Here is a 22,036-nt window from a genome sequence, read left to right on the forward strand (position 1 = left end):
CCGCCGGACCCGTCAGTCCAGCAGGTCCGGTTCGTCGCGGGTGACCTCGCGCCACAGGGGCTGGTAGTTGATCCACGCCACCAGGTCCCCGCCGAGCTGCTCCCAGGTCGCCGTCGCCCGTCGGTGTTCGATCAGTACGGGCCGGCCCGCGGCCTTGGCCGCCAGTTGCACCTGGCAGCACCGTTCCATCGACAGGAACCACCAGGCCGCCGCGTCCACCGAGTCGCCGACCGTCAGCAGACCGTGGTTGCGCAGCACCAGCGCCTTGCGGGAACCGAGCGCCGCGGCGATGCGCCGCCCCTCCTCGGCGTCGACCGCGACGCCGCTGTAGGAGTCGTAGAGGGCGTGGTCCTCGTAGAAGGCACAGCTCTCCTGGGTGATGGGGTCGAGCAGGTCGCCCAGGGCGGCGAGCGCGCGGCCGTGCACCGAGTGGCAGTGGGCGACGGCGACGACGTCGGGGCGGGCGGCGTGCACCCGGGAGTGGACGGTGAAGGCGGCCTGGTTGACGTGGTAGCGGCCCTCGATGACCTGGCCGTCGGCGTTGGCCAGCACCAGGTCGCTCACCGTGACGTGCCGGAACGGCAGGCCGAAGGGGTTGACCCAGAAGCAGTCGGTGAACTCGGGATCGCGGGCGGTGATGTGCCCGGACACGCCGTCTTCGAGCCCGTACCGCCCGAAGATCCGCAGCGCGCCGGCCAGCCGTTCCTTGCGGTGCCGGCGTTCGTCGGCGACGGACTCGTGCATCGGCGGCATCGCGAACTGGAGCGTGTCGAGCGGTCGCGGCGGGGGCGGAGCGGCCCCGGGCGTCCCGTGCATGTGTCCTCCGGCACTGGGTTGATTCACGGGGCGTGAAGTTACCCTCGGTGAGCCGGGGAAGACAGTTCTGTTCCGTAAATGTGCGGGACTGATCGACACCGTCCGATCGACACCGTCCGACGGATACCCGACAGCAGATGTCCGGTTTGAGCGGGAGACTCGGCGCATGACAGCGAACTGGGCCTTCTTCGCCGCCGCCGAACCCGCTCTCGCCACGGCCGTGGAGCGGCGTTTCGGCGCCTTCACCCACCACGTCCTCGCGACCCTGCGCAAGGACGGCTCACCCCGGACCAGCGGTCTGGAGGTGCGTTTCCTCGCCGGTGAGCTGTGGCTCGGCATGATGCCGGGCTCGCTCAAGGCCCTGGACCTGCGCCGCGACCCGCGCTTCGCGCTCCAGGCCAACCCCGGGGAGGGCACCGGCATGGGCGGCGGTGATGTGCGGATCGGCGGGCGGGCGTTCGAGGTCGAGGACGCGGGGACGAAGGCCGGATACGTCGAAGAGGTGGAACCGCCGGAGCCGTTCCACCTCTTCCGTACCGAGCTGACGGAGGTCGTGCGGACCTCCGTGGAGGACGACGCGTATCTCGTCGTCCAGGTCTGGCAGCCCGGACAGCCCCTGCGCACCGTCAAGCGCGCCTAGGGCCACACAGGGGTCACTCCCACTCGATGGTGCCCGGCGGCTTCGACGTGACGTCGAGGACGACCCGGTTGACGTCCTTGACCTCGTTGGTGATGCGGGTCGAGATCTTGGAGAGCACGTCGTACGGCAGCCGGGACCAGTCGGCGGTCATCGCGTCCTCGGAGGAGACGGGACGCAGCACGATCGGGTGGCCGTAGGTGCGGCCGTCGCCCTGGACGCCGACCGAGCGGACGTCGGCGAGCAGCACCACCGGGCACTGCCAGATCTCCCGGTCGAGACCGGCCGCCGTCAGTTCCTCGCGGGCGATGGCGTCGGCCTCACGGAGCAGGTCGAGCCGCTCCTTGGTGACCTCGCCGACGATCCGGATGCCGAGGCCGGGGCCGGGGAAGGGCTGGCGCTGGACGATCTCCTCGGGCAGGCCCAGTTCCTGGCCGACCATCCGGACCTCGTCCTTGAACAGCTTGCGCAGCGGTTCGATCAGCTGGAACTCCAGGTCCTCGGGGAGCCCGCCGACATTGTGGTGCGACTTGATGTTGGCGGTGCCGGTGCCGCCGCCGGACTCGACCACGTCCGGGTACAGGGTGCCCTGGACGAGGAACTCGACCGCCGGGCCCTCGTCGGCGATGATCTCGGCCTGGGCCTGCTCGAAGACTCGGATGAACTCCCGGCCGATGATCTTCCGCTTCTCCTCGGGGTCGGAGACGCCCTTCAGCGCGGTCAGGAACCGCTCCTCGGCGTCCACGACCTTGAGCTGCACGCCGGTCGCGGCGACGAAGTCCTTCTCGACCTGCTCGGTCTCGCCCTTGCGCATCAGGCCGTGGTCGACGTAGACGCAGGTCAGCTGGGAGCCGATGGCCTTCTGGACCAGGGCCGCGGCGACCGCGGAGTCCACGCCGCCGGACAGGCCGCAGATGGCGCGCTTGTCGCCGACCTGCTCGCGGATCGCGGCGACCTGCTCCTCGATCACGTTGCCGGTGGTCCAGTCGGGGGTCAGGCCCGCGCCCCGGTAGAGGAAGTGCTCCAGCACCTGCTGCCCGTGCGTGGAGTGCATCACCTCGGGGTGGTACTGGACGCCGTAGAGCTTCTTCTCGTCGTTCTCGAAGGCGGCGACCGGGACGACGTCCGTGGAGGCGGTGACGGTGAAGCCCTCGGGGGCGGCGGAGCAAGCGTCGCCGTGCGACATCCAGACCGCCTGCTCGGCGGGGGTGCCCTCGAAGAGGGTGGAGGACGGCCGGGAGACGGCAAGGTCGGTACGGCCGTACTCGCGGGCGCCGCTGTTGTCGACCGTGCCGCCGAGGGACTGCGCCATCAGCTGGAAGCCGTAGCACATGCCGAAGACGGGGACGCCGGCCTCGAAGATCTCGCGGTCGAGGCGGGGGGCTCCCTCCTCGTACACGGACGAGGGGCCGCCGGAGAGGATGATGGCCGCCGGGTTCTTGGCGAGCATGTCCTGGACCGGCATGGTGCTCGGCACGATCTCGCTGTAGACCCGGGCCTCGCGGACTCGGCGGGCGATGAGCTGGGCGTACTGCGCGCCGAAGTCGACGACCAGAACGGTGTCGGGGGCGGCGTTGGCAGCGGGAGTCGCTGATGACACGAGGTGCCTTCCGGCGGTCGGGCGGGGGGCTTGTGACTCCGATTCTACCGAGGTGGGCACGTGACCCGTCCCGGCCGCGGACGCCGGTGGCATGTCTCACCATGCGAAAGGGCTTGGCCACCGTGCGTTCCCCCGGCATACTGGGCCCATGCTCACCGCACAGCAGGCTTTCCTGTTTACCTATGGCAACCGGCCCACCGGCTGCCATGGTCGTGCTGCTTGAGCAACTGACAGCGACTTCCCAGGCGCCCCGGGCCGACAAGGCCCGGGGCGCCTGACGTTTCTCCCGGATCCTGTCGCTCGCTCCGGGGCACCCCGTCCGACGAGGAGCCCCGCCCATGACCACCACCGCCACAGCCACCACCACAGCCGCCACCACCGCCACCACCACAGCCACAGCCGCCACCGCCGCGACCGGCGCCCGCACCCCCGAAGCGGCCGACGTGATCACCGGCGCCCGGGAGCGCATCGACGCGCTCGACGACCGGATCATAGGCCTGATCCAGGAACGCATGGCCGTGTCGGCCGTCATCCAGGACGCCCGGATCGCCTCCGGCGGCCGGCGCGTGAACCTCTCCCGCGAGATGGACGTCCTCTCCCACTACCGCGAGGCCCTCGGCAAGCCGGGCACCGCCCTCGCCATGACCTTGCTGGAACTGTGCCGGGGCCGCGTCTGAACCGGTCGCAGATGAGTTCGGGGCCGTTCTCACCCGTACGGCGCGTGACCGGTGGCCGCGTCGCTTCGTTGGTCCCGGTGTCCGTGCCAGCCAGGGGCGGGCCCGAAAGAACCACGCGTGGCTCGCTGGAGCGATGAGACGTACGGATCGTGCCGTACGTCGTGGGACCTCGCTCCAGGGAAGTGACCGGACGGCAGGGGACAGCAGCCCGGTCACCAAGAGAACGGTCGGCTCCGGGGACGCCCGGGGCCGACCGTCGGTACGTGTTCAGGAATGTTCAAGTCCGCGTCAAACGGTTGCGGAGCGTGTTCCTCCTCCAGCACGATGCGAGCACATCCCCAGTCCGATGTTCCCGTGCCTACGCGCCGGGGCATCCGTGACCAGCGGCGCGACCCCCCGGCGCCGCTCCGCGGGCACCGGCGCCGCCCTGACGCCGGTGCCGGCCGCCGAAGGGCCCCGCAGCCGTCTGCCGCGGGGCCCTTCGCATGCCGGTCGTCCGGCCCACCGGGCACGGAAGCCGACAGTGAGCGGACCATGCCGGACAGTAGTGATCCAGGCCACATGAGAATTCCATGAACGCGCGGACAACCATTCGCAGGTCTCACCGATCCAACCTGCTGACCCAAGGGCCCCGGCCGCGTCCCACCGCGGAGGTTTCCTTCACCGTCCGTGCCGCGTCCCAGCGGTACGCCCGACTTCCCGAGGTGTTCATGAAGCTTCGCCGCGCCATGGCAGCAGCGGCCGCGACGGCAGTGATAGCCCCCGTGGCGCTGCTCGCCGCTCCGGCCGCGTACGCCACCGGAGAGACGCCGTCCGGCTCACCGAGCACCTCCGCGAGCGCGCCGGCCGCCGAGAGCACGCCGCCCGCCCCGTCCACGTCCGCGCCGGAGACCGCGCCCGAGGAGAACTCCTCCACGAGCGCCGCCCCGACGGACGAGGCCGGCCAGTCGCCCTCGGCGAGCGCCTCGCCCACCGGCTCCAGCAGCCCGTCGCCGAGCGCCTCGAAGCCCGAGGAGTCGGAGTCGCCGGAACCCGAGCCGAGCGAGTGCGTGGCCGAGGCGGTCGACTCGGACATCACCGGGCTGCCGGGCAAGATCGCGGCGGGCAGCGGCTGGCACGAGTTCTCCCTCACCGTGAAGAACACCTCCGACGGCACGCTCTACGGGCTCGGCTACCTGATCAGCGCCGCCTCGAACAAGGCCGGTGACGACCTGTTCACCAGCCGGACCGTCCGCCTCCAGGCGTACGACCCCGAGGAGAAGAGCTGGTACGACCTCGACGAGTACGGCTACGCCATCGGCTACGCCGGGATGACCGAGGAACTCAAGCCCGGCTACGAGGCCGAGGTCCCGCTGCGCCTCAACGTGGCCGCCGGTGCCGCGACCGGTACCGCCTTCACGATCGGCTCGACGCTCTACGCCGACGACGACCTGTGCGTCCGCGACCTGGAGGTGGCGTACCAGTTCCAGATCGTCGCCGCCGGCACGGACACCTCCGGCACCAAGCCGCAGACAGGCGGCAAGGTGCCCGTGGCCAGCGCGTCGCCCTCGGCCGGCACCCCGCAGGTCACCGGCAACCTGGCCGAGACCGGTTCCAGTTCCGCGCTGCCGATGGTCGGCCTGGTCGGCGGCTTCGCCGTCGTCGCCGGTGCCGGCGCGGTGTTCGCCGTGCGGCGGCGCAAGGCCGGCGCCGAGGCGTAGCCGGCACGTGGTATCCGCGGGCCTGTGGACCGGGCCCGCCGCAGAACAGGGGAGGACCCGCGCTCGGAGGGGGGTGCGGGTCCTTTTCCTTTCCCACCGCAGCTGCCCGGCGGACCAGCGGGCTACGGGTACGGCGTCGGCTACGACTACGGCGTCGGCGTCGGCGTCGGCGTCGGCGTCGGTTACTGCTTCGGCGTCGGCTACGGCTACGGCTACGGCTTAGGCGGCACCGTCGGCATGCCCAGGAACGGCAGCCGCAGCGCGCCGAACGCGTCCGCCGGGACCGCCGGGGACTTGGGCTCGACGGGGGCCAGACGCTCGTACACCCTGCCCTGGGCCGGGCGCGGGTCGGGCTCGCCCTTGTTCGGCCAGTAGGACATGGCCCGTTCGGCCTGGGCGGTGATGGTCAGGGACGGGTTGACGCCCAGGTTGGCCGAGACCGCGGCGCCGTCGACGACGGAGATGCCGGGGTGGCCGTACAGCCGGTGGTACGGGTCGATGACGCCGGTCTCGCGGGTGGCGCCGATCGGGCAGCCGCCGAGGAAGTGGGCGGTGAGCGGGGTGCCCATCAGCTCGCCGATGTTGGAGCCGGGGAAGCCGTTGATCTCGGCGGCCAGCGCGGAGGCGCTCTCGGTGGCGGCCTCGATCTGCTTGGGGTTGGGCGAGCCGTGGCCCTGGCGGGCGGTGAGCAGGCCCTTGCCGACGCCCGCCGGTTTCAGGTACGTCGTCAGGGAGTTGTCCAGCGACTGCATCACCAGGCCGATGATGGTCCGCTCCGACCAGCGCCGGTTGGAGAGGGAGCGCAGGACCAGCAGCGGGTGCCTGGCCGCGTTGGCCAGGAAGCCCAGGACGCGGGTGGTCCCGGAGGCGGTCCGGCCGGCGTAGGGGACCTGGAGGATCGACAGGCCGCCCATCGAGTTGGACCCCTTGCCGTAACGGACCGGCTCGATGTGGGTGTTGGCGTCGGGGTGGACCGAGGAGGTGATGGCGACGCCGCGGGTGAAGTCGGCCTTCGGTTCCCCGGTGGCCTTGCGGTAGCGCCGGTCGTCGGTCTGGGCGCCGACCAGGGCCTCGGAGTTGGTGCGGGTCAGCGACCCGAGCCGGTCGGATATGTACGGGAGCTGCCCGCCGGCCTTCATCCGGTGCAGCAGGGTCTGGGTGCCGTACGTGCCGGCCGCGAGGACCACCCGGCGGGCGGTGAGGGTGCGGCCCTCGGCCCTCTTCCGGTTCCGGGTGCGGTCCCGGCGGTCGGTGGGGAGGGTGGTCACCGCGTAGCCGCCCCGGGAGTCGTCCGTGACGGAGACGACCGTCGTCATCGGGTGCACCACGGCGCCCGCCTTCTCGGCGAGGTAGAGGTAGTTCTCGTTGAGGGTGTTCTTCGCGCCGTGCCGGCAGCCGGTCATGCACTCGCCGCACTCGGCGCAGGCGTGCCGGTCCGGGCCCGCGCCCCCGAAGTAGGGGTCCGCGACCCGCTCCCCCGGCCTGGCCCGCACCGATCCGTCGGCGTCCCGGCCGTCGCCGAAGAAGACGCCGACCGGGGCCAGGTGGAAGGTGTCGCCGCAGCCCATCCGCTCGGCAGCGGCCTTCAGGTGGACGTCGGAGGGGGTCGTCGTCGGGTTCAGGCGGACGCCGAGCATGCGGCGGGCCTGGTCGTAGTAGGGCGCCAGCTCGTCCTTCCAGTCGGTGATGTCCCGCCACTGGGAGTCTTCGAAGAAGGGCGCGGGCGGGACGTAGAGGGTGTTGGCGTAGTTGAGGGAGCCGCCGCCGACCCCGGCACCTGCCAGGACCATGACATTTCCGAGGAGGTGGATGCGCTGGAGGCCGAACATGCCGAGCCTGGGGGCCCAGAGGTAGTTCTTCAGGTCCCAGGAGTTCTTGGGCAGCGACGCGCGGGTGAAGCGGCGGCCGGCTTCCAGGACGCCCACCTTGTAGCCCTTCTCGGTGAGGCGCAGGGCGCTCACCGAGCCGCCGAAGCCTGAGCCGACGACGATGACGTCGTAGTCGTAAGCGTCCTGGGGCACGGTTGTCTCCTCGTCGAGTTTCACGTGCGGGTTCGTCTGTGGTGGCCGGGGCCCGGAGGTTTCGGGCGGCTAGCGCAGCCGGAACGCCTTCATCAGGCGCAGGCTGCGGGACATGAACCGGGCGTACTTCTCGTCGTCCATGCCGAGCGACGGGGCCATCGGCAGCAGGCGCTGGTGGGCGACGGTCTGGGCCTCGGTGTACTTGAGGATGCCCTCGGAGCCGTGCCGGCGGCCGAGGCCGGAGTCCTTCATGCCGCCCATCGGTGCCTGAACGCTGCCGTAGGCGGCGGCGTACCCCTCGTTGATGTTGACGGTGCCGGTGCGCAGGCGGGCGGCGACCCCGTGGCCGCGCCGGGCGTCCCGCGTCCAGACCGAGGAGTTCAGGCCGTACGGCGTCGCGTTGGCGAGTTCGACGGCCTCCTCCTCGGTGTGGAAACGGTGGACGGAGACGACCGGGCCGAAGGTCTCCTCGGTGCACACCGCCATGGGGGCGGCGACGCCTTCGAGGATGGTCGGCTCGTAGAAGTACGGTCCGATGTCCGGGCGGGCGACCCCGCCGGTGACGAGCTTCGCGCCGCGTTCGACGGCGTCGGCCACGTGCCGCTGTACGGTCTCCAGCTGCCGTTCCCCCACCAGCGACCCCATGTCGGCGCCGTAGGCCAGGGAGCTGCCCAGCCGCATCGCCCTGGTGCGGGCGGCGAAGCGCTCCAGGAAGGCGTCGGCGACGGACTCGTGGACGTAGAGCCGCTCGATGGAGATGCAGAGCTGGCCGGCCGAGGAGAAGCAGGCGCGCACGGCGCCCGCCGCGGCCTTCTCGACGTCGGCGTCCTCCAGGACCAGCATGGCGTTCTTGCCACCGAGTTCGAGGGAGACGCCGACCAGGCGGGCGGCGGCGCCCTGGGCGACCTCGCGGCCGGTGCGGGTGGAGCCGGTGAAGGAGACGTAGTCGGCGTGCTTGACGACCTCGGGGCCGACGACCGGGCCGTCGCCGAGGACGACCTGGAAGACCTCGGCGGGCAGCCCGGCCTCGACGAGCAGGTCACGGGCCCACAGGGCGGTCAGGCAGGTCTCGGTGTCGGGCTTCATCACGACCGCGTTGCCCGCGACGAAGGCGGGGAGCGCGTCGCCGACGGACAGTTCGAGCGGGTAGTTCCAGGGGGCGATCTGGCCGACGACGCCGCGCGGGTGGCGCAGTTCGGTGACCTTCGTCAGGGTCGGTACGGCGCCGGTGTGCCGCCTCGGCTTCAGGTACGCGGTGGCGCGGCGGCCGTAGTGGCGGGCGGCGACGGCGACGGCCTGGACCTCCTCGTGGGCGTGCAGGCGGGCCTTGCCGGTCTCCAGCTGGATCAGGTCGAGGACCTCGGCCTGGCGCTGGAGGACCAGGTCGTGGAAGCGCAGCAGAACGGCGGCGCGCTCCCGGACCGGGGTCCGCGCCCAGGCGGGCTGGGCGGCACGGGCACGGTCGTACGCCTTCGCCACGTCCGCCGGTGTGGACTCCGGCAGGTCGGCCAGCTTCCGGCCGGTGAACGGCGCGTGGCTGACCGTCCGTCCGGAACCGGTCACTCCCTTGGTGAGCTGGGCGATCAGCTCGGGCGTGACCACGTCGGCGGCGGTGCGGGCGCCCTCCGGTGCGGGGGCGAGGGGGTTGCTGCCGGCCGGTGCCGGGCCGGTCCGCCCCGTGCCGGTCTTCTCGGTGCTGTCCAGGGCCTGCGCATCCGTCATGAGCGGCAGGGTATGCCGCGCCGGGGCCCTTGTGTACCCGTCGGTAATCCAGATTCACCGACTGCTCACATGGCGCCAGTGATCAGTGGCAACGAATGCCTGATCAGGGGGTTGTCCGGCGGTGCCGACCGTATTTTCAGGGCGAGAGCGGTGGCGGCGGGGTCGTGGACGTGGGAGGCGTGGAGGCGGGGGAGGCGGCGGGGGCGGCGGAGGCGGCAGGGGAGAGGGGCGGGCGGGTCACGGTGACCGTGGCGGTGGGCATCGGGGGCGACGGATCCGGGCCGGTCGGGGGGTGGTGTGTGGTCGAGGGGTTGTGTGTGGTCGGGAGCGTCGGAGTCGCCGGTGCCGTCGGTGTCGTGCCGCCGTTCTCGTTCCCGTCCTCGTTCCCGTTCTCGTTCTCGTCACCGTCGCCGTTCTCATCGCCGTCGCCGATGTCGTCGATCAGCAGGACCGCCGCGGAGATGCCCGCGCCCGCCGTCGCGGCGGCCAGCAGCGCCGCCGTGAGCAGACTCCGTCTGGAACGCGGTCGTCCGGTTCCGGGCGGTACGGGGCTGAGGCCGGTGGCCAGATAGGCGTGCAGCATCCGCTCCGCCTCCGCCGCCTCCAGCCGCCGTCGCGGGTCGCGTTCGAGCAGCCCCCTGATGACGGGGAGGAGCGGACCGGCCTGCGGGGGCGGCTGGATCTCCCCGGAGACCACGGCGTGCAGGATGCCGCCCAGCGAATCCCGGCGGAACGGGGACTCACCGCTGAGTACGGTGCACAGCAGGGCACCCAGCGACCACAGGTCGGACTCCGGTCCGGTCCCGCCCCCGGACATCCGTTCGGGAGCGGTGTACTCGGGCGAGCCGACGAAGGAGCCGGACTCGGTGAGGGTGGTCGCGCCCGGGATCTGGGCGACGCCGAAGTCGGTGAGCACGATCCGGCCGTCCTCGGCGACCAGGACGTTGGACGGCTTCACGTCGCGGTGCAGGACCCCGGCCGCGTGCGCGGTACGCAGGGCACCGAGCAGGGCGATCCCGATCCGGGCCGCCTCGACGGGGCCGACCGGGCCGTACCGGGCGATGCGGTCGGCGAGCGAGCCGCCGTCGAGCAACTCCATGACGATGTACGTACGTTCGCCGTCCGCGACGACATCGTGGACGACGATGATGTGCGGGTGGCTCAGTCGCGCGACCGCACGGGCCTCACGCAAGGTGCGGTCCCGCCACTGCCGGGCCTCGGCGTCGGACAGGCTCACGTCGAAGGGGAGTTCCTTGACGGCGACCCGCCGGCCGAGCAGTTCGTCGGTCGCCCGCCACACTACGCCCATGCCGCCGCGCCCCAGCTGTGCCTCCAGGCGGTACCGGTTCGCTACGAGATGGAAGTTGCTCCCATGACTCCCCTGGCTCCCCATGCGTCTCATCATGCCGCCCCGGGCGGGCCCCTTCCGGGGCGGTGACCGGCCAAGTGTGTCGCCGCCCGGCCGTCGATCAGACGATTACCCGTCTGTTCGCACCGGCAATCCCCACCGGCTTCTCCGGGAGCAACTCGCGGGATTCACCTCGCCGGGGTCAGCCTTCCTGGAAGCTCCGCAGCATCACGTCGAACTGCTCACTGGTGGTGGCCCAGTCGTCGGCCGGCGCGGACGCGTAGAGGGCGTACTCGGTGCCGTCGCTCTTCATGTACCCGACGTCGATGGCACGGTAGGGCCCCGCGAAGTAGTGCGGCGCGTCCTTGGCCAGCGCGTTCCACGTGTACTCCCACCGGACGCCCGGCAGGTCGCGGAAAAGCTCCTCCTTGAGGACCACCTGCTCGTAGTCCCGCAACCGCGCGGCGAGCTGCTTGTCCAGGTAGCTCATATGCTCGTACGAAGTGCTGAAGTCCGGCGCGGTGTCGATGGCGACGCGCACGAGGTGCTTGCCGTTGTCGGGCGAGAAGTCGACCTGCTGGATGCCGTCCTGGTCGATGGAGACGGACCGCTCCCACCCCTCGGGCATGGTGATGCTGAAGCCCACCGGGTCCTCGCGCCGCTCCCAACCCGCGGGAACCGCCCCCTGAGCGCCCTCGCCGCTCGGCGTGGCACTGGCGTCGGCACTCGCGCCGGCGCTCGCACCGGCACCGGCACCCGCACTGGCACTCGCACTCGCACTCGCGCTCGCACTGGCATCCGGCGTAGGCGATACGGAGACGGAGTCGGCGGAGTCGGCGGAGCCGTCCGAACCGAACTGGTTCAGCGTGACCGCGACACCCCCGCCGACGAGCGCCGCGAGGGCGACGACGAGGGCGACCGTGCGCAACCGGTGCCCGCGCTTCGACCGCACGGGTGACGACGCCGCGGTGGCCGACGAAGGGAGCGCGGTGGCAGCCGTCTGCGCGGACGCGGTGCCGGTGCCTGTACTGGTGCCGGTACCTGTGCCCGTGCCGGTCCCGGTACCTGTGCCGGTGCCTGTACTGGTGCCGGTCCCGGTAGCGGCGGCCTGCGTCTCCGTCGTCCCGTACCGCACCGGCCCGGTCGGCACGTACGCCTGCGCCGCGTCCGACCGGCGGCCCTCCGCCGCCTCGGCGAGCATCTGCTCGGCTTCTTCCGCGGAGGGGCGGGCGGCCGGGTCCTTGCGCAGCAGGGCACTGACGACGGGCTCCAGCGGACCGGCGTACTCCGGCGGCTCGGCCTCCTCCTCGACGACCGCCTGCATGGTGGTCAGCGGCGAGGTGCGGCGGAACGGCGACCTGCCCTCCACCGCGGTGTACAGCGTCGCGCCGAGCGCCCACAGGTCGGACGACGGACCGGGGACGTTGCCGCGGACGCGTTCGGGCGCCAGGTAGTCGACCGAACCGACCACCTCTCCCGTCCGCGTGATGGTGGAGTCGCCCTCTATCTGCGCGATGCCGAAGTCGGTGAGGAGCACACGTCCGTCCGCGCTGAGCAGCACGTTGCCCGGTTTCACGTCGCGGTGCAGCACACCGGCGGTGTGGGCGGCACGCAGGGCGCGCAGCACCCACAGCCCGATCCGGGCGGCCTCGCGCGGCTCGACGCGTTCCTCGTCCTTGACCGCGTCGGCCAGCGAACGGCCCTCGACGAGTTCCATCACGATCCACGGCCGGCCGTCGTGTTCGAGTACGTCGTGCACGGTGACGACGGCCGGGTGGTTGATCCGCGCGGCCGCACGCGCCTCGCCCCGGGTGCGGGCCAGCAGTACGGCCCGGTCGCTCTCGGAGACGTAGAGCGCGGCGGTCAACTCCTTGATGGCGACGACTCGGTGCAGCACCTCGTCATGGGCACGCCACACCCGGCCCATGCCACCGCTGCCGATGGCGTCGCCGAGCCGGTAGCGGCCGGCGAGGAGCTGGCCCTGCATCTGATTCACGTTGCCCCGCAATGCTCTTGACAGGGTCAGCGTAGGGACCGGCCCCCGCCCAGGGAACCGGTGGGGTACCCCGGAGACCGCTCTGTGACGGTTGTCGCTTTCCGTTCTACTGGGCAACCGAAGACACTCAACTTGCGTCACTGCTCTGCTGATGTGATCGAAAATCAGGCAGATACAGGCGCCAGTACGTCAGCGCGCCAGGTGCGGTCAGCCGGTGTACTGGTACGTCGCCGACGCCTGCTCGAACAGCCGGGTCACCTCGTCGCGCTCCGCCTCCGGTCCGCGCACCTGCACCACGTGGTAGTGCCGGTCGATCAGGATGGCGAGGTTGCGCACGAACAGCTCGCCCCCGTCGTCGCCGGTCCAGGTGAACTGCCCCTCCGCCATGGACCGCCCGCCCACCTCTATGGACTTCAGCCCGGAAGCAGTGGCCCAGCTGGAGTCGCGGTAGGGCTGCAACTCGGGTTCCCGGTCCCGCTGGTACGTCATCGGATCGCCGCCGAAGTCGTCACTGCCGTCGCGGCCGGGTACGACGATCAGCTCGAAGTCGCCCTTCGCGTACACGACCTGACCGCGTCCGTTGACCGCCGTGCGGTCCCAGCCCTCGGCGACGGCGACGCGGAAGCCCTCCGTGTCCTTGCGCAGAGTGAAACCGTCGGCGACCTCGGGCTCGGCGGTCTGCGGCTCGGTGGAGCCCGCGGACCGGGACGGATTCACCTCCCCCTTCGAGCCCTTCGAACCATCAGAACCGTCCGACCCATCCGAACCATTCGAACCGTCCGAACCGTCCGATTCCTTCGGCGACTCGCGCTCGGGCCGCGGCTCGTCGCTGGCGTCCACCGATCCGGTGGCCCCCGTGCGGTCCGTCTCGCCGACGGCGCCGGTCTCCTCGTTCTTCGGCATGAACAGCATGGCGTACGCGATCAGCGCGGCCATGCCGAGCAGTATCAGCAGGAGCAGCGTGCGGCCGAGCCGGCGCGGTGAGCCACCGTCCCGCTTGGCCCGCTTGTGGCGTCCGTGGTGGGCGGGCAGCCCGGCACGCCGCCTGCGCACCAGCTCGCCCCGGCGGCGGACGATCGGCAACCGGCTCGCGTCGGCCGGCGGGGCGGGGACGACGTTCAGTCCGGCGTCCGCCTCGGGCGCGGAACGCACCAGGGAGCGCAGCCAGCCGCGCAGCTCCTCGAACTCCAGGCGCTCGGTGGGGTCCTGGCGCAGCAGCGACTCCACGACCGGCCGGAGCGGTCCGCACTCCTCGGCGTACGCCGGTGGCTCCGCGCACACCATCTGCACCAGCTCGGCCGTGGACTCCTCCGGGTACGGCGCGTGTCCCTGTACGGCCCGGAAGAGCAGGGCGCCGAGCGCCCACAGGTCGGTGGCGGGGCCGATGGGCGGTGCGAGCTGCCAGTTCTCGTGCACCGGGCCGGCCTGCTCCGGCGCCCAGCGCTCGGTCACCGGGCCGACCACCGCCATCCTGGCCTGCCGGGCCCGCTCGGCGGCGAGCGCGGTGGCCGGCCCCCGGCGCGGGGGCGTCTTGGCGACCAGGTCGTCCCAACGGCTGGCCTGCGGCGCGGCGCCCGCCTCGGGAACGGCGGGCGCCCCGGGTCCGGCAGGCGCGGCGGACGCCCCGGATGCGGCGGGCTCGGCGGGCGTCGTGGGCGAGGCGGGTGTCCTGGACAGGCCGCGTGCGGCGGGCAGCGCGGTCTGACCGGACGACGGCCGGGCATCACCGGCGGTCCGGGGCGCTGCACCGTGCCAGGAGGTGGTGCGGACACCGTAGGGATCGGGGATCTGTCCCGGCGGGGTTCCGCCAGGGCCGTACGGCGACCGTTCCGCGCCGTTGCCGTTGCCGTTGTCACTGCCGCTGCCACCGCCGGTACCACCGCTCTCGCCGTACGGCAGGGCGCCGGGGGCGGGACGGGCGCCGGGCAGCGCCGCCCGGCCGTTCTCCGCCTCCTGGACACGGGCCGCGGCCCGTGCTCCCGCCCGGTAGGCGGCGATCGCCCCGGCCCGCGCGGCCCGGACATCCGCACTGCCGTCCCCGAGCGAACGCGCCCCGCCCGCGTCCCCCCGCCCGTTGGCCATCCCCTGCCCCGGCAGCACCTCGGCCGCCCGCGCCTGAATGGCGGCCCGCCGAGCGGCTTCTGGATCCAGCCGAGTGGTTGCGGCGTCTACAGGGCGCTCAGGGCCGCTTGAACTGGCGGAGCCGCCGGGTCCGCTGCGACCAGTGGAGCTGGCGGAGCCGACGGGACCACCGTGCCCCACGAGACCACCGCCCCGATGGGAGTCCTGAGGGCCGTGGGGGCCATGGGGGCCGTGAGGGCCGTGAGGGCTGCTAGGGCCGTGGGGGCCGTGCGAGCCCTGAGAGCCGCCCCCCTCACCCTCCTCTTCCCCGTCCCCCGGCACCGGGTCGTACCCGCACAGCGCCTCCTCCGCCGCCCCGACCGCGAGGCCGGTCAGCAGCACGCGGCCGTCGTCACAGACCAGCACCGTGCGGGCGGTGATGTTCCGGTGCACCCAACCGTGGGCGTGCAGCACCCGCAGCGCCATGAGGACGTCGGAGGCGATCTCGGCCGCCCGGTACGGCGTCAGCGGCTGCTCGGCGAGGAGTGCCGCCAGCGGCCGGGCGGGCACCAACTCACTGACGACCCACAGCGAACCACCCTCGGCGAACACGTCGAAGACCTGGTCGAGGCGGGGATGGTCGGGAATGCCGGCCGCGGCCTGGGCCGCCTCCACGGCCCGCCGCACCACGGGGTCGGCCGGGCGTCGCGTACTGCCGCGCGCGGCCGGCGGCCGCTGGACCGGCCGGCGCGGCGCACCGTCACGCGCCGTGAACCCGTCCGGCAGCCCCTCCGCGTCGAGCACCTCGGCCTCGACGACCTCGGGCAACGGCACCTGCCTGACCAGCACTTCCTGCCCGCTGTAGGTGTCGAAGGCGCGGGTCTCGGTGAGTTCGTACTCGTCGGAGGGCGGCAGCGGCAGCCGATAGCGGTCGGCGAGGACCCGTCCCGCGTAGTCGTCCACGTTGCCTCCCCCGGCATCCCGGTCGGTCAATTCCGTTCGCCTCGCGGGCCGTTCCTACTGCGTACGGTCCGCAAGCACTCACGATACGTGCCGGAGGCAACCCGCAAAGAGGTGTCACCAGATCTCGGCATCACCAAACCCGCGCACGCCGGGCGCAGGGAGGGATCAGGGCTCCGGCTCGAAGCTCTTCGTGAGGGTCTGCCAGGTCTCCCGGCGCTGGTCAGTGCCCCAGTCGGCGGCCTTGGCGGTGTACATCAGGGCGTACCCCTGCTCGTCGTCGACGACGAATCCCCGGTCGATCGTGCGGTATTTGGTACCGCTGTCCACATAGGTGAACTCCCAGTCGGCCGTGTTCCACCCGCGGTAGTCCACCTCCTCTATGCGGATCTTCTTGTACTGGGAGCGGGTCATGTACCGCTCCTGGTTCTTCCAGTCCGCCACCGGGTCGTCCTTCGGCGTGGACGTCCAGGCGACGAGCAGCTTCTGCCCGTCCGGGCCGGTGAACCGGTCACCCGCGGAGCCCGTGGTCTGGTACTTCCAGCCCTCGGGCAGTCCTATCTCGTACCCCTGGTCGCCCTCATGCGTGGTGACGGCCCCGTTGCCGGAGTCCTCCGACCCCGTCGCGTCCTCGTTCCCGTCCTCTTCGTCCTCGGCGGCACCGCCCGTGCCCGCGCCGCCGGACGCGCTCGCCTCCGCGCCCGTCGAGCCGTCCGCGGTGGGCTCCGACGCTCCCGCGCTGTCCGTGCTGTCGTCCTGCTTGGTCTCGTCGCTCGCGGTGGCGGTGGCCGTGGTCCCCGCGCCGTTCCCGGTCTTCTCCTCGCCGTCGTCGCCCAGCGTGAAGGCCAGCACGGTGCCGATCACGGCGAGCACGACGACCACCGCGATGATCACCAGGGTGCGCCGCGGCACCACGTCGGTGAGGGACGCCTTCGGCACGGGCCGGGACGGCAGGTCGGGGGGCGTCATCACGGGCCAGCCCGAACTCCGGCCGCCCGTCGTCGCGTTCCCGCTGCCTGCGGCCGGCGTGGCCGCCGCGGCACCGGTCCCACGCGCCGCACCGGCAGCGGCCGCGCCCCCGGCGGGCCCGACCCCGGACCCCGTGGTGACGGGCCCGGACCCCGTAGTGGCCGGCCCGGCGGTGGCCGAACCGCTCCGGGACTTGGCGCGGGCCCCGGCCGCCGCCCCGGCCGCCCCGGCCGAGACCGCGGCCTTGCGCACGGAGCGCAGCGCCCCCTTCAGCCGATCCCCGGCCTCCTCGCCCCGCCTGCTCCCGGACCGCTCGTCCGGCTGGGCGGGCAGCGGCACGACCTTGGTCGCGTCCATCGGCTCGGCCGGCGTGCTCATGGGCGCGTGGATCACCTTGTTGAGCAGCGCGCGGGCGCCCGCGTCGTCGAGCCGCTGGGCGGGGTCCTTGGTGAGCAGTCCGTAGATGACGTCCCGCAGCGGACCGGCGTTCTTCGGCTCCTCCAGCGACTCGGTCATCACCGCGGTGAGCGTCGCGATCGCCGAGCCCTTGTCGTACGGCGGTGTGCCCTCGACGGCCGCGTACAGCAGTCCGCCCAGCGACCACAGGTCGGCCGCCGGTCCCGGCTTGTGCCCGCGGGCCCGCTCCGGGGAGATGTAGGAGGGAGCGCCGACGAGCATGCCGGTGGAGGTGATGGACGGGTCGCCCTCGACCTGGGCGATGCCGAAGTCGGTGAGCACGACCCGGCCGTCCTCGGCGATCAGCACGTTCGACGGCTTCACGTCGCGGTGCAGGATGCCCTCGCGGTGCGCGGACCGCAGCACGTCCAGCACCGCCAGCCCCACCTCGGCCGCGCGCTTGGGTTCCAGCAGGCCGTCCTCCCGGATGACCTCGGCGAGCGACTTGCCCTCGACGAGTTCCATCACGATCCACGGCCGGTCGTCCTCGTCGACCACGTCGAAGACCGTCACGGCGCTGTTGTTGCGGATCCGCGCGATCGCCTTGGCCTCGCGCAGCGTCCGGGTGATCAGGCGCCGCTTCTCCTCCTCGTCGATGTTGGTCGGGAACCGCAGCTCCTTGACGGCGACCGTGCGTCCCAGGGTCTCGTCCTGGGCCCGCCACACCGTCCCCATGCCGCCGCGGCCGAGCACATCTCCCAGCCGGTACCGCCCGGCGAGGAGACGTGCGCTCTTGTCCTGACGGGATGTCCCCGCCCGCTCCGCCTCCGACATGCGTCCCCTCATGCAACCCGCCCTGACAGAGCCTTCATTGTCTCTCACCCGACAAGTGCTCGACGCCCAGGGTGCCCCCTGACCGCACCCCGCGGCCCCGACTCCCGGGCAGCCCGGTGAACCGGCCGTCCCCCCGCCCTGGATGAGTGACGCGACACGGAGGAAACCGTGATGCCACCGCTTCGGACGCTCCCACCCCTCCCCGTGGTTCTGGTCCTTCCCTCCCGGCCTGGCGGCCGAGCGGGTCACCGATCACGGCGCGGTCGGCAAGGCCGATCGCCGCCTGGACCTTCCGCCCGGTCGGTCCGTCACCTCCTCCCCCCGTTCCCGTACTTCGCCGCCCGATCCGCACGGCCCCGCGTCCGCCCCCGAGTTCTGCCCTCACACCCGGTAGAACGCCCCGCGCCCGCCCGGATATCCCGGTCACGCACACCCGTTCGAGTGAATGCGACCGACGGGGCCGCCCGGATCGCCGGATCCGGAACCCCGGCCGTCACAACGGCACGATGTCCGGTGCCCCCAGCCGTGCCGCGTCCGCCGTGAGGTCGTCGGGCTGGCGCTGGGACTCCCGCTCGGCCTCCACCCGCTTCTCGTAGTGCTGGACCTCGCGCTCGATCCGGTCCTTGTCCCAGCCCAGTACCGGCGCCATCAGTCCGGCGGCCTCGCGGGCGCTGCGTGTGCCCCGGTCGAAGGTCTCGATGGAGATGCGGGTGCGCCGGGTCAGCACGTCGTCCAGGTGCCGTGCCCCCTCGTGCGAGGCGGCGTAGACGACCTCGGCCCGCAGATAGTCGTCGGCGGCCTGGAGGGGATCGCCGAGCGAGGGGTCGGCGGCGATCAGCTCCAGCAGCTCCTCGGTCCGGGTGCCGTACCGATTCAGCAGGTGCTCCACGCGCACGACGTGCAGGCCGGTGCGGGCGGCGATGCGGGCCCGCGCGTTCCACAGCGCCGAGAAGCCCTCGGCGCCCAGCAGCGGCACGTCCTCGGTGACGCAGTCGGCCACGCGCAGGTCGAGTCCGTGCACGGCCTCGTCCACCGCGTCCTTGGCCATCACCCGGTACGTCGTGTACTTCCCGCCCGCCACGACGACCAGCCCCGGCGCCGGGTGGGCGACGGTGTGCTCGCGCGACAGCTTGCTGGTGGCGTCCGACTCGCCGGCCAGCAGCGGGCGCAGCCCCGCGTACACGCCCTGGACGTCGTCCCTGGTCAGCGGCGTGGAAAGGACCGAGTTCACATGTTCCAGGAGGTAGTCGATGTCCGCGCTGGAAGCGGCCGGGTGGGCCTTGTCCAGGTCCCAGTCGGTGTCGGTGGTGCCGATGATCCAGTGCCGGCCCCACGGGATGACGAACAGCACGGACTTCTCGGTGCGCAGGATCAGCCCGGTCGAGGAGTGGATGCGGTCCTTGGGGACCACGAGGTGGATGCCCTTGGAGGCCCGGACGTGGAACTGCCCGCGCTCCCCCACCAGCGACTGGGTGTCGTCGGTCCACACGCCCGTGGCGTTCACGATCTGCTTGGCGCGGATCTCGTACTCGCCGCCGCCCTCGACGTCCCGCACCCGGGCCCCGACGACCCGTTCGCCCTCGCGCAGGAACCCGGTCACCCGCGCGCGGTTGGCGACCGGCGCGCCGTACGCCGCCGCCGTACGGACGAGGGTGGTCACGAAGCGGGCGTCGTCCATCTGCGCGTCGTAGTACTGGAGCGCGCCGACCAGCGCGTCCTTCTTCAGCGCCGGTGCCACGCGCAGGGCGTGACGGCGTGTGAGGTGGCGGTGGAGCGGCAGGCCCCGGCCGTGTCCGCGGGCCATCGACATCGCGTCGTAGAGCGCGACGCCCGAACCGGCGTACAGCCGCTCCCACCCCGTGTGCCGCAACGGGTACAGGAACGGCACCGGCTTCACCAGATGCGGGGCGAGCCGCTCCAGCAGCAGGCCGCGTTCCTTCAGCGCCTCCCGTACGAGTGCGAAGTCGAGCATCTCCAGATAGCGCAGGCCGCCGTGGATCAGCTTGCTCGACCTGCTGGAGGTGCCCGACGCCCAGTCCCGCGCCTCGACCAGCCCGGTGGACAGGCCGCGGGTCACGGCGTCCAGGGCGGTGCCCGCGCCGACCACGCCGCCGCCGACGACCAGTACGTCCAGTTCCCGCTCGGCCATGGCCGCGAGCGACTCGGCTCGCTGCGCCGGGCCCAGTGTCGCTGTCCTCACCGCTGCCTCCCGCTCATCCCGCTCATCCGTCGATCGGTCGCGTCGGCCGCACCCGTCAGGCAGGCGAAGCCCGGTGGTTCCCAGTACCCCCCATGCCCAGATTCTGACCGGGTTGCCCGACTTCAGCCACCACGCACCCAGGACCTGTGGACAACCCCAAGGGGCGCTTCCGGCGCACAGAGCCCTCAACACTCACCGAAACTCGGCCGACCAATCCCGCAAATCGGTCATATTTACTCCTAGTCTGACGTTGTGCTCGCCCGTTCTGTCCACAGGGCTTGCGCACCTGTCCCGCTCCGGATATTGGGAAGGACGGCCCACGCCATGCCCGCAGATCTCGCCGTCATCGGACTCGGCCCCTACGGCCTGCCCCTGGCCCAGGCCGCCACCGCCGCCGGCATCCCCACCCTCGGCTACCGGACCGGGCCCGAGGCCGGCTCCCTGACCCCCGCCGAACTGCGCCGGATGCTCGCGGGCGGCTTCCGCACCGCCGCCGGACCGGCCGAGCTGGGCCGGGTCCGCACCGCGGTCATCTGCGCCCCGACCCCGCCGAGCGAGGGCGGCGGCCCCGACCTCGGCCAGGTCGAGGCCGCGGCGCGCACCCTGGCGGCACATTTGCGCCCGCACACCACGGTGATCCTGGAGTCGCCCGTCCGCCCCGGCACGACCGAGGAGTTCCTCCGCCCTCTCCTCGAAAACGGCTCCGGCCTGCGCGCCGGCCGCGACTTCCACCTCGCCTACTCCCCCAGCCGCGTCGACCCCGGCAACCGCGAGTTCACCCCCGCGAACACCCCCAAGGTCATCGGCGGCCTCACCCCCGCCTGCACCGAGTCCGCCGCGACGTTCTACGGCCGGCTCACCGACAAGGTGGTACGCGCGCGTGGCCCCCGCGAGGCGGAGACGGTCCAGCTCCTGGAGACCAACTTCCGCCATGTGAACATCGCCCTCGTCAACGAGATGTCCGTCCTCTGCCACGACCTAGGCGTCGACCTGTGGGACGTCATCCGCTGCGCGGAGACCAAGCCGTTCGGCTTCCAGACCTTCCGCCCCGGCCCCGGCGTCGGCGGCCACTCCGTCGCCCAGGACCTGGCCGGCCACGCCCCCCGCGGCCTGCGCATGGTCGAACTCGCCCAGCAGGTGAACAGCCAGATGCCCCGCTACGTCGTCCAGCGCGCCGCCGCCCTCCTCAACGAGCACGGCAAGTCCGCGCGCGGCGCCCGCGTGCTCCTCCTGGGCGTCACGTACAAGGCCGACCTCGCCGACCAGCAGGGCACCCCGGCACAGGAGGTCGCGACCCGCCTGCTCTCGATGGGCGCCGCGGTCAGCTACCACGACCCGCACATCCCGTCCTGGACGGTCCTGGACCGCCCGATCCCCCGCGCCGACTCCCTCTACGAGGCCGCCGCCGACGCCGATCTGACGATCCTCCTCCAGCAGCACCGCACGTACGACCTCCAGGGCCTGTCGGTGAAGGCCCAGTTGCTGCTGGACACGCGGGGGGCCACGCCCACGGGGGCGGCGCATCGGTTGTGAGAGGGGCGCGCGGACGCCGTCCCCGCAACGAGGGGTGTGGTGGGCGGAGGGGCTGGGTGGGTAACGTAGAGGCGGGCCCACCGCAGAGGGCACTGCGGCGGACCCCAGATGGATCACGGAGCGTCGACCCCTAGGTCTCGTGGGGGTGGCCGCTCACCATCCGAAAATCCGCAAGATCCGCCTCCTTCGGCACCGCAAAAGGTGGAGCCCACCGCAGGGCTAGTGCGGCAGGCTCCAAGATGGATCACGGAGTGTCCACCCCTAGTTCTTGTGGGGGTGGCCGCTCACCATCCAAAAATCCGCAAGATCCACCTCCTGCGGCACTGAACCATCCGAAGACGGATCCGGTCCCAGCGGGTGGGCTTGCGGTGACGTCCCATGGGCACGCCCCCTTCCACGATGCCGCCGTCAGCCCGGTGGGCGGCGCGTCTGGAATTCGGGCCGGGCCCCGAGGGGACGGGGCCCGGAACGCGTTTCCTTGGAAGGGGGCGTCCCAGAGAACCGGGGCGCCGGACACGGACGTTACCGGCGCTCCAAGGCGCATTCCGGCGTATTCGGGCCGAAGG

At 72.2% G+C, this 22,036-nt stretch carries 13 protein-coding genes; 4 read left to right on the plus strand and 9 right to left on the minus strand.

Annotated features, from left to right (window positions below; genetic code table 11):
* Positions 1-12: 12 nt before the first annotated feature.
* Positions 13-816 (minus strand): class II aldolase/adducin family protein, encoded by an 804-nt coding sequence (locus tag ACIQR3_RS02825; protein ID WP_403533206.1) that lies wholly within the window; start codon positions 814-816, stop codon positions 13-15.
* 166 nt (positions 817-982) lie between these two features.
* Here ACIQR3_RS02825 and ACIQR3_RS02830 point away from each other — a divergent pair, with 166 nt between their 5' ends.
* A complete protein-coding gene (locus ACIQR3_RS02830; RefSeq protein WP_403533207.1) occupies positions 983-1,456 on the plus strand; it encodes a pyridoxamine 5'-phosphate oxidase family protein in 474 nt (157 codons plus the stop codon).
* 13 nt (positions 1,457-1,469) lie between these two features.
* Here ACIQR3_RS02830 and guaA read toward each other — a convergent pair whose 3' ends face one another.
* Positions 1,470-3,053, minus strand: coding sequence for a glutamine-hydrolyzing GMP synthase (gene guaA / locus ACIQR3_RS02835; RefSeq protein WP_215172913.1), 1,584 nt, complete (start codon positions 3,051-3,053; stop codon positions 1,470-1,472).
* A 338-nt stretch (positions 3,054-3,391) separates the two neighbouring features.
* On the opposite strand from guaA, the gene ACIQR3_RS02840 reads away from it, so the two are divergent.
* Together ACIQR3_RS02840 and ACIQR3_RS02845 are read left to right on the plus strand one after the other, a co-directional pair.
* Positions 3,392-3,730 (plus strand): chorismate mutase, encoded by a 339-nt coding sequence (locus ACIQR3_RS02840; RefSeq protein WP_403533212.1) that lies wholly within the window; start codon positions 3,392-3,394, stop codon positions 3,728-3,730.
* 728 nt (positions 3,731-4,458) lie between these two features.
* A complete protein-coding gene (locus tag ACIQR3_RS02845; protein WP_403533215.1) occupies positions 4,459-5,430 on the plus strand; it encodes an LAETG motif-containing sortase-dependent surface protein in 972 nt (323 codons plus the stop codon).
* Between the two features lie 212 nt (positions 5,431-5,642).
* Here ACIQR3_RS02845 and ACIQR3_RS02850 read toward each other — a convergent pair whose 3' ends face one another.
* The 7 genes from ACIQR3_RS02850 to ACIQR3_RS02880 form a co-directional block, all read right to left on the minus strand.
* Entirely contained in the window at positions 5,643-7,451 is a 1,809-nt protein-coding gene (locus ACIQR3_RS02850; RefSeq protein ID WP_403533217.1) for a GMC oxidoreductase, read from the minus strand.
* Between the two features lie 69 nt (positions 7,452-7,520).
* Complete coding sequence (locus tag ACIQR3_RS02855) at positions 7,521-9,173, minus strand: succinic semialdehyde dehydrogenase (RefSeq protein WP_403533220.1); 1,653 nt, start codon at positions 9,171-9,173, stop codon at positions 7,521-7,523.
* 136 nt (positions 9,174-9,309) lie between these two features.
* On the minus strand, positions 9,310-10,566 hold the full coding sequence (locus tag ACIQR3_RS02860; protein ID WP_403533223.1) for a serine/threonine-protein kinase: 1,257 nt from the start codon (positions 10,564-10,566) through the stop codon (positions 9,310-9,312).
* Positions 10,567-10,723: 157 nt separating this feature from the next.
* On the minus strand, positions 10,724-12,508 hold the full coding sequence (locus tag ACIQR3_RS02865) for a serine/threonine-protein kinase (protein ID WP_403533225.1): 1,785 nt from the start codon (positions 12,506-12,508) through the stop codon (positions 10,724-10,726).
* 216 nt (positions 12,509-12,724) lie between these two features.
* Positions 12,725-15,541 (minus strand): protein kinase, encoded by a 2,817-nt coding sequence (locus ACIQR3_RS02870; RefSeq protein WP_403533228.1) that lies wholly within the window; start codon positions 15,539-15,541, stop codon positions 12,725-12,727.
* Positions 15,542-15,706: 165 nt separating this feature from the next.
* A complete protein-coding gene (locus ACIQR3_RS02875) occupies positions 15,707-17,737 on the minus strand; it encodes a serine/threonine-protein kinase (RefSeq protein ID WP_403533977.1) in 2,031 nt (676 codons plus the stop codon).
* 493 nt (positions 17,738-18,230) lie between these two features.
* Positions 18,231-19,937, minus strand: a complete 1,707-nt coding sequence (locus ACIQR3_RS02880; RefSeq protein ID WP_403533230.1) for a glycerol-3-phosphate dehydrogenase/oxidase — start codon at positions 19,935-19,937, stop codon at positions 18,231-18,233.
* Positions 19,938-20,261: 324 nt separating this feature from the next.
* Here ACIQR3_RS02880 and ACIQR3_RS02885 point away from each other — a divergent pair, with 324 nt between their 5' ends.
* Complete coding sequence (locus ACIQR3_RS02885; RefSeq protein WP_215167479.1) at positions 20,262-21,470, plus strand: nucleotide sugar dehydrogenase; 1,209 nt, start codon at positions 20,262-20,264, stop codon at positions 21,468-21,470.
* The last annotated feature ends 566 nt before the right edge of the window (positions 21,471-22,036 follow it).

It is taken from the genome of Streptomyces sp. NPDC090994, from assembly GCF_044768905.1.
Lineage (GTDB): Bacteria > Actinomycetota > Actinomycetes > Streptomycetales > Streptomycetaceae > Streptomyces.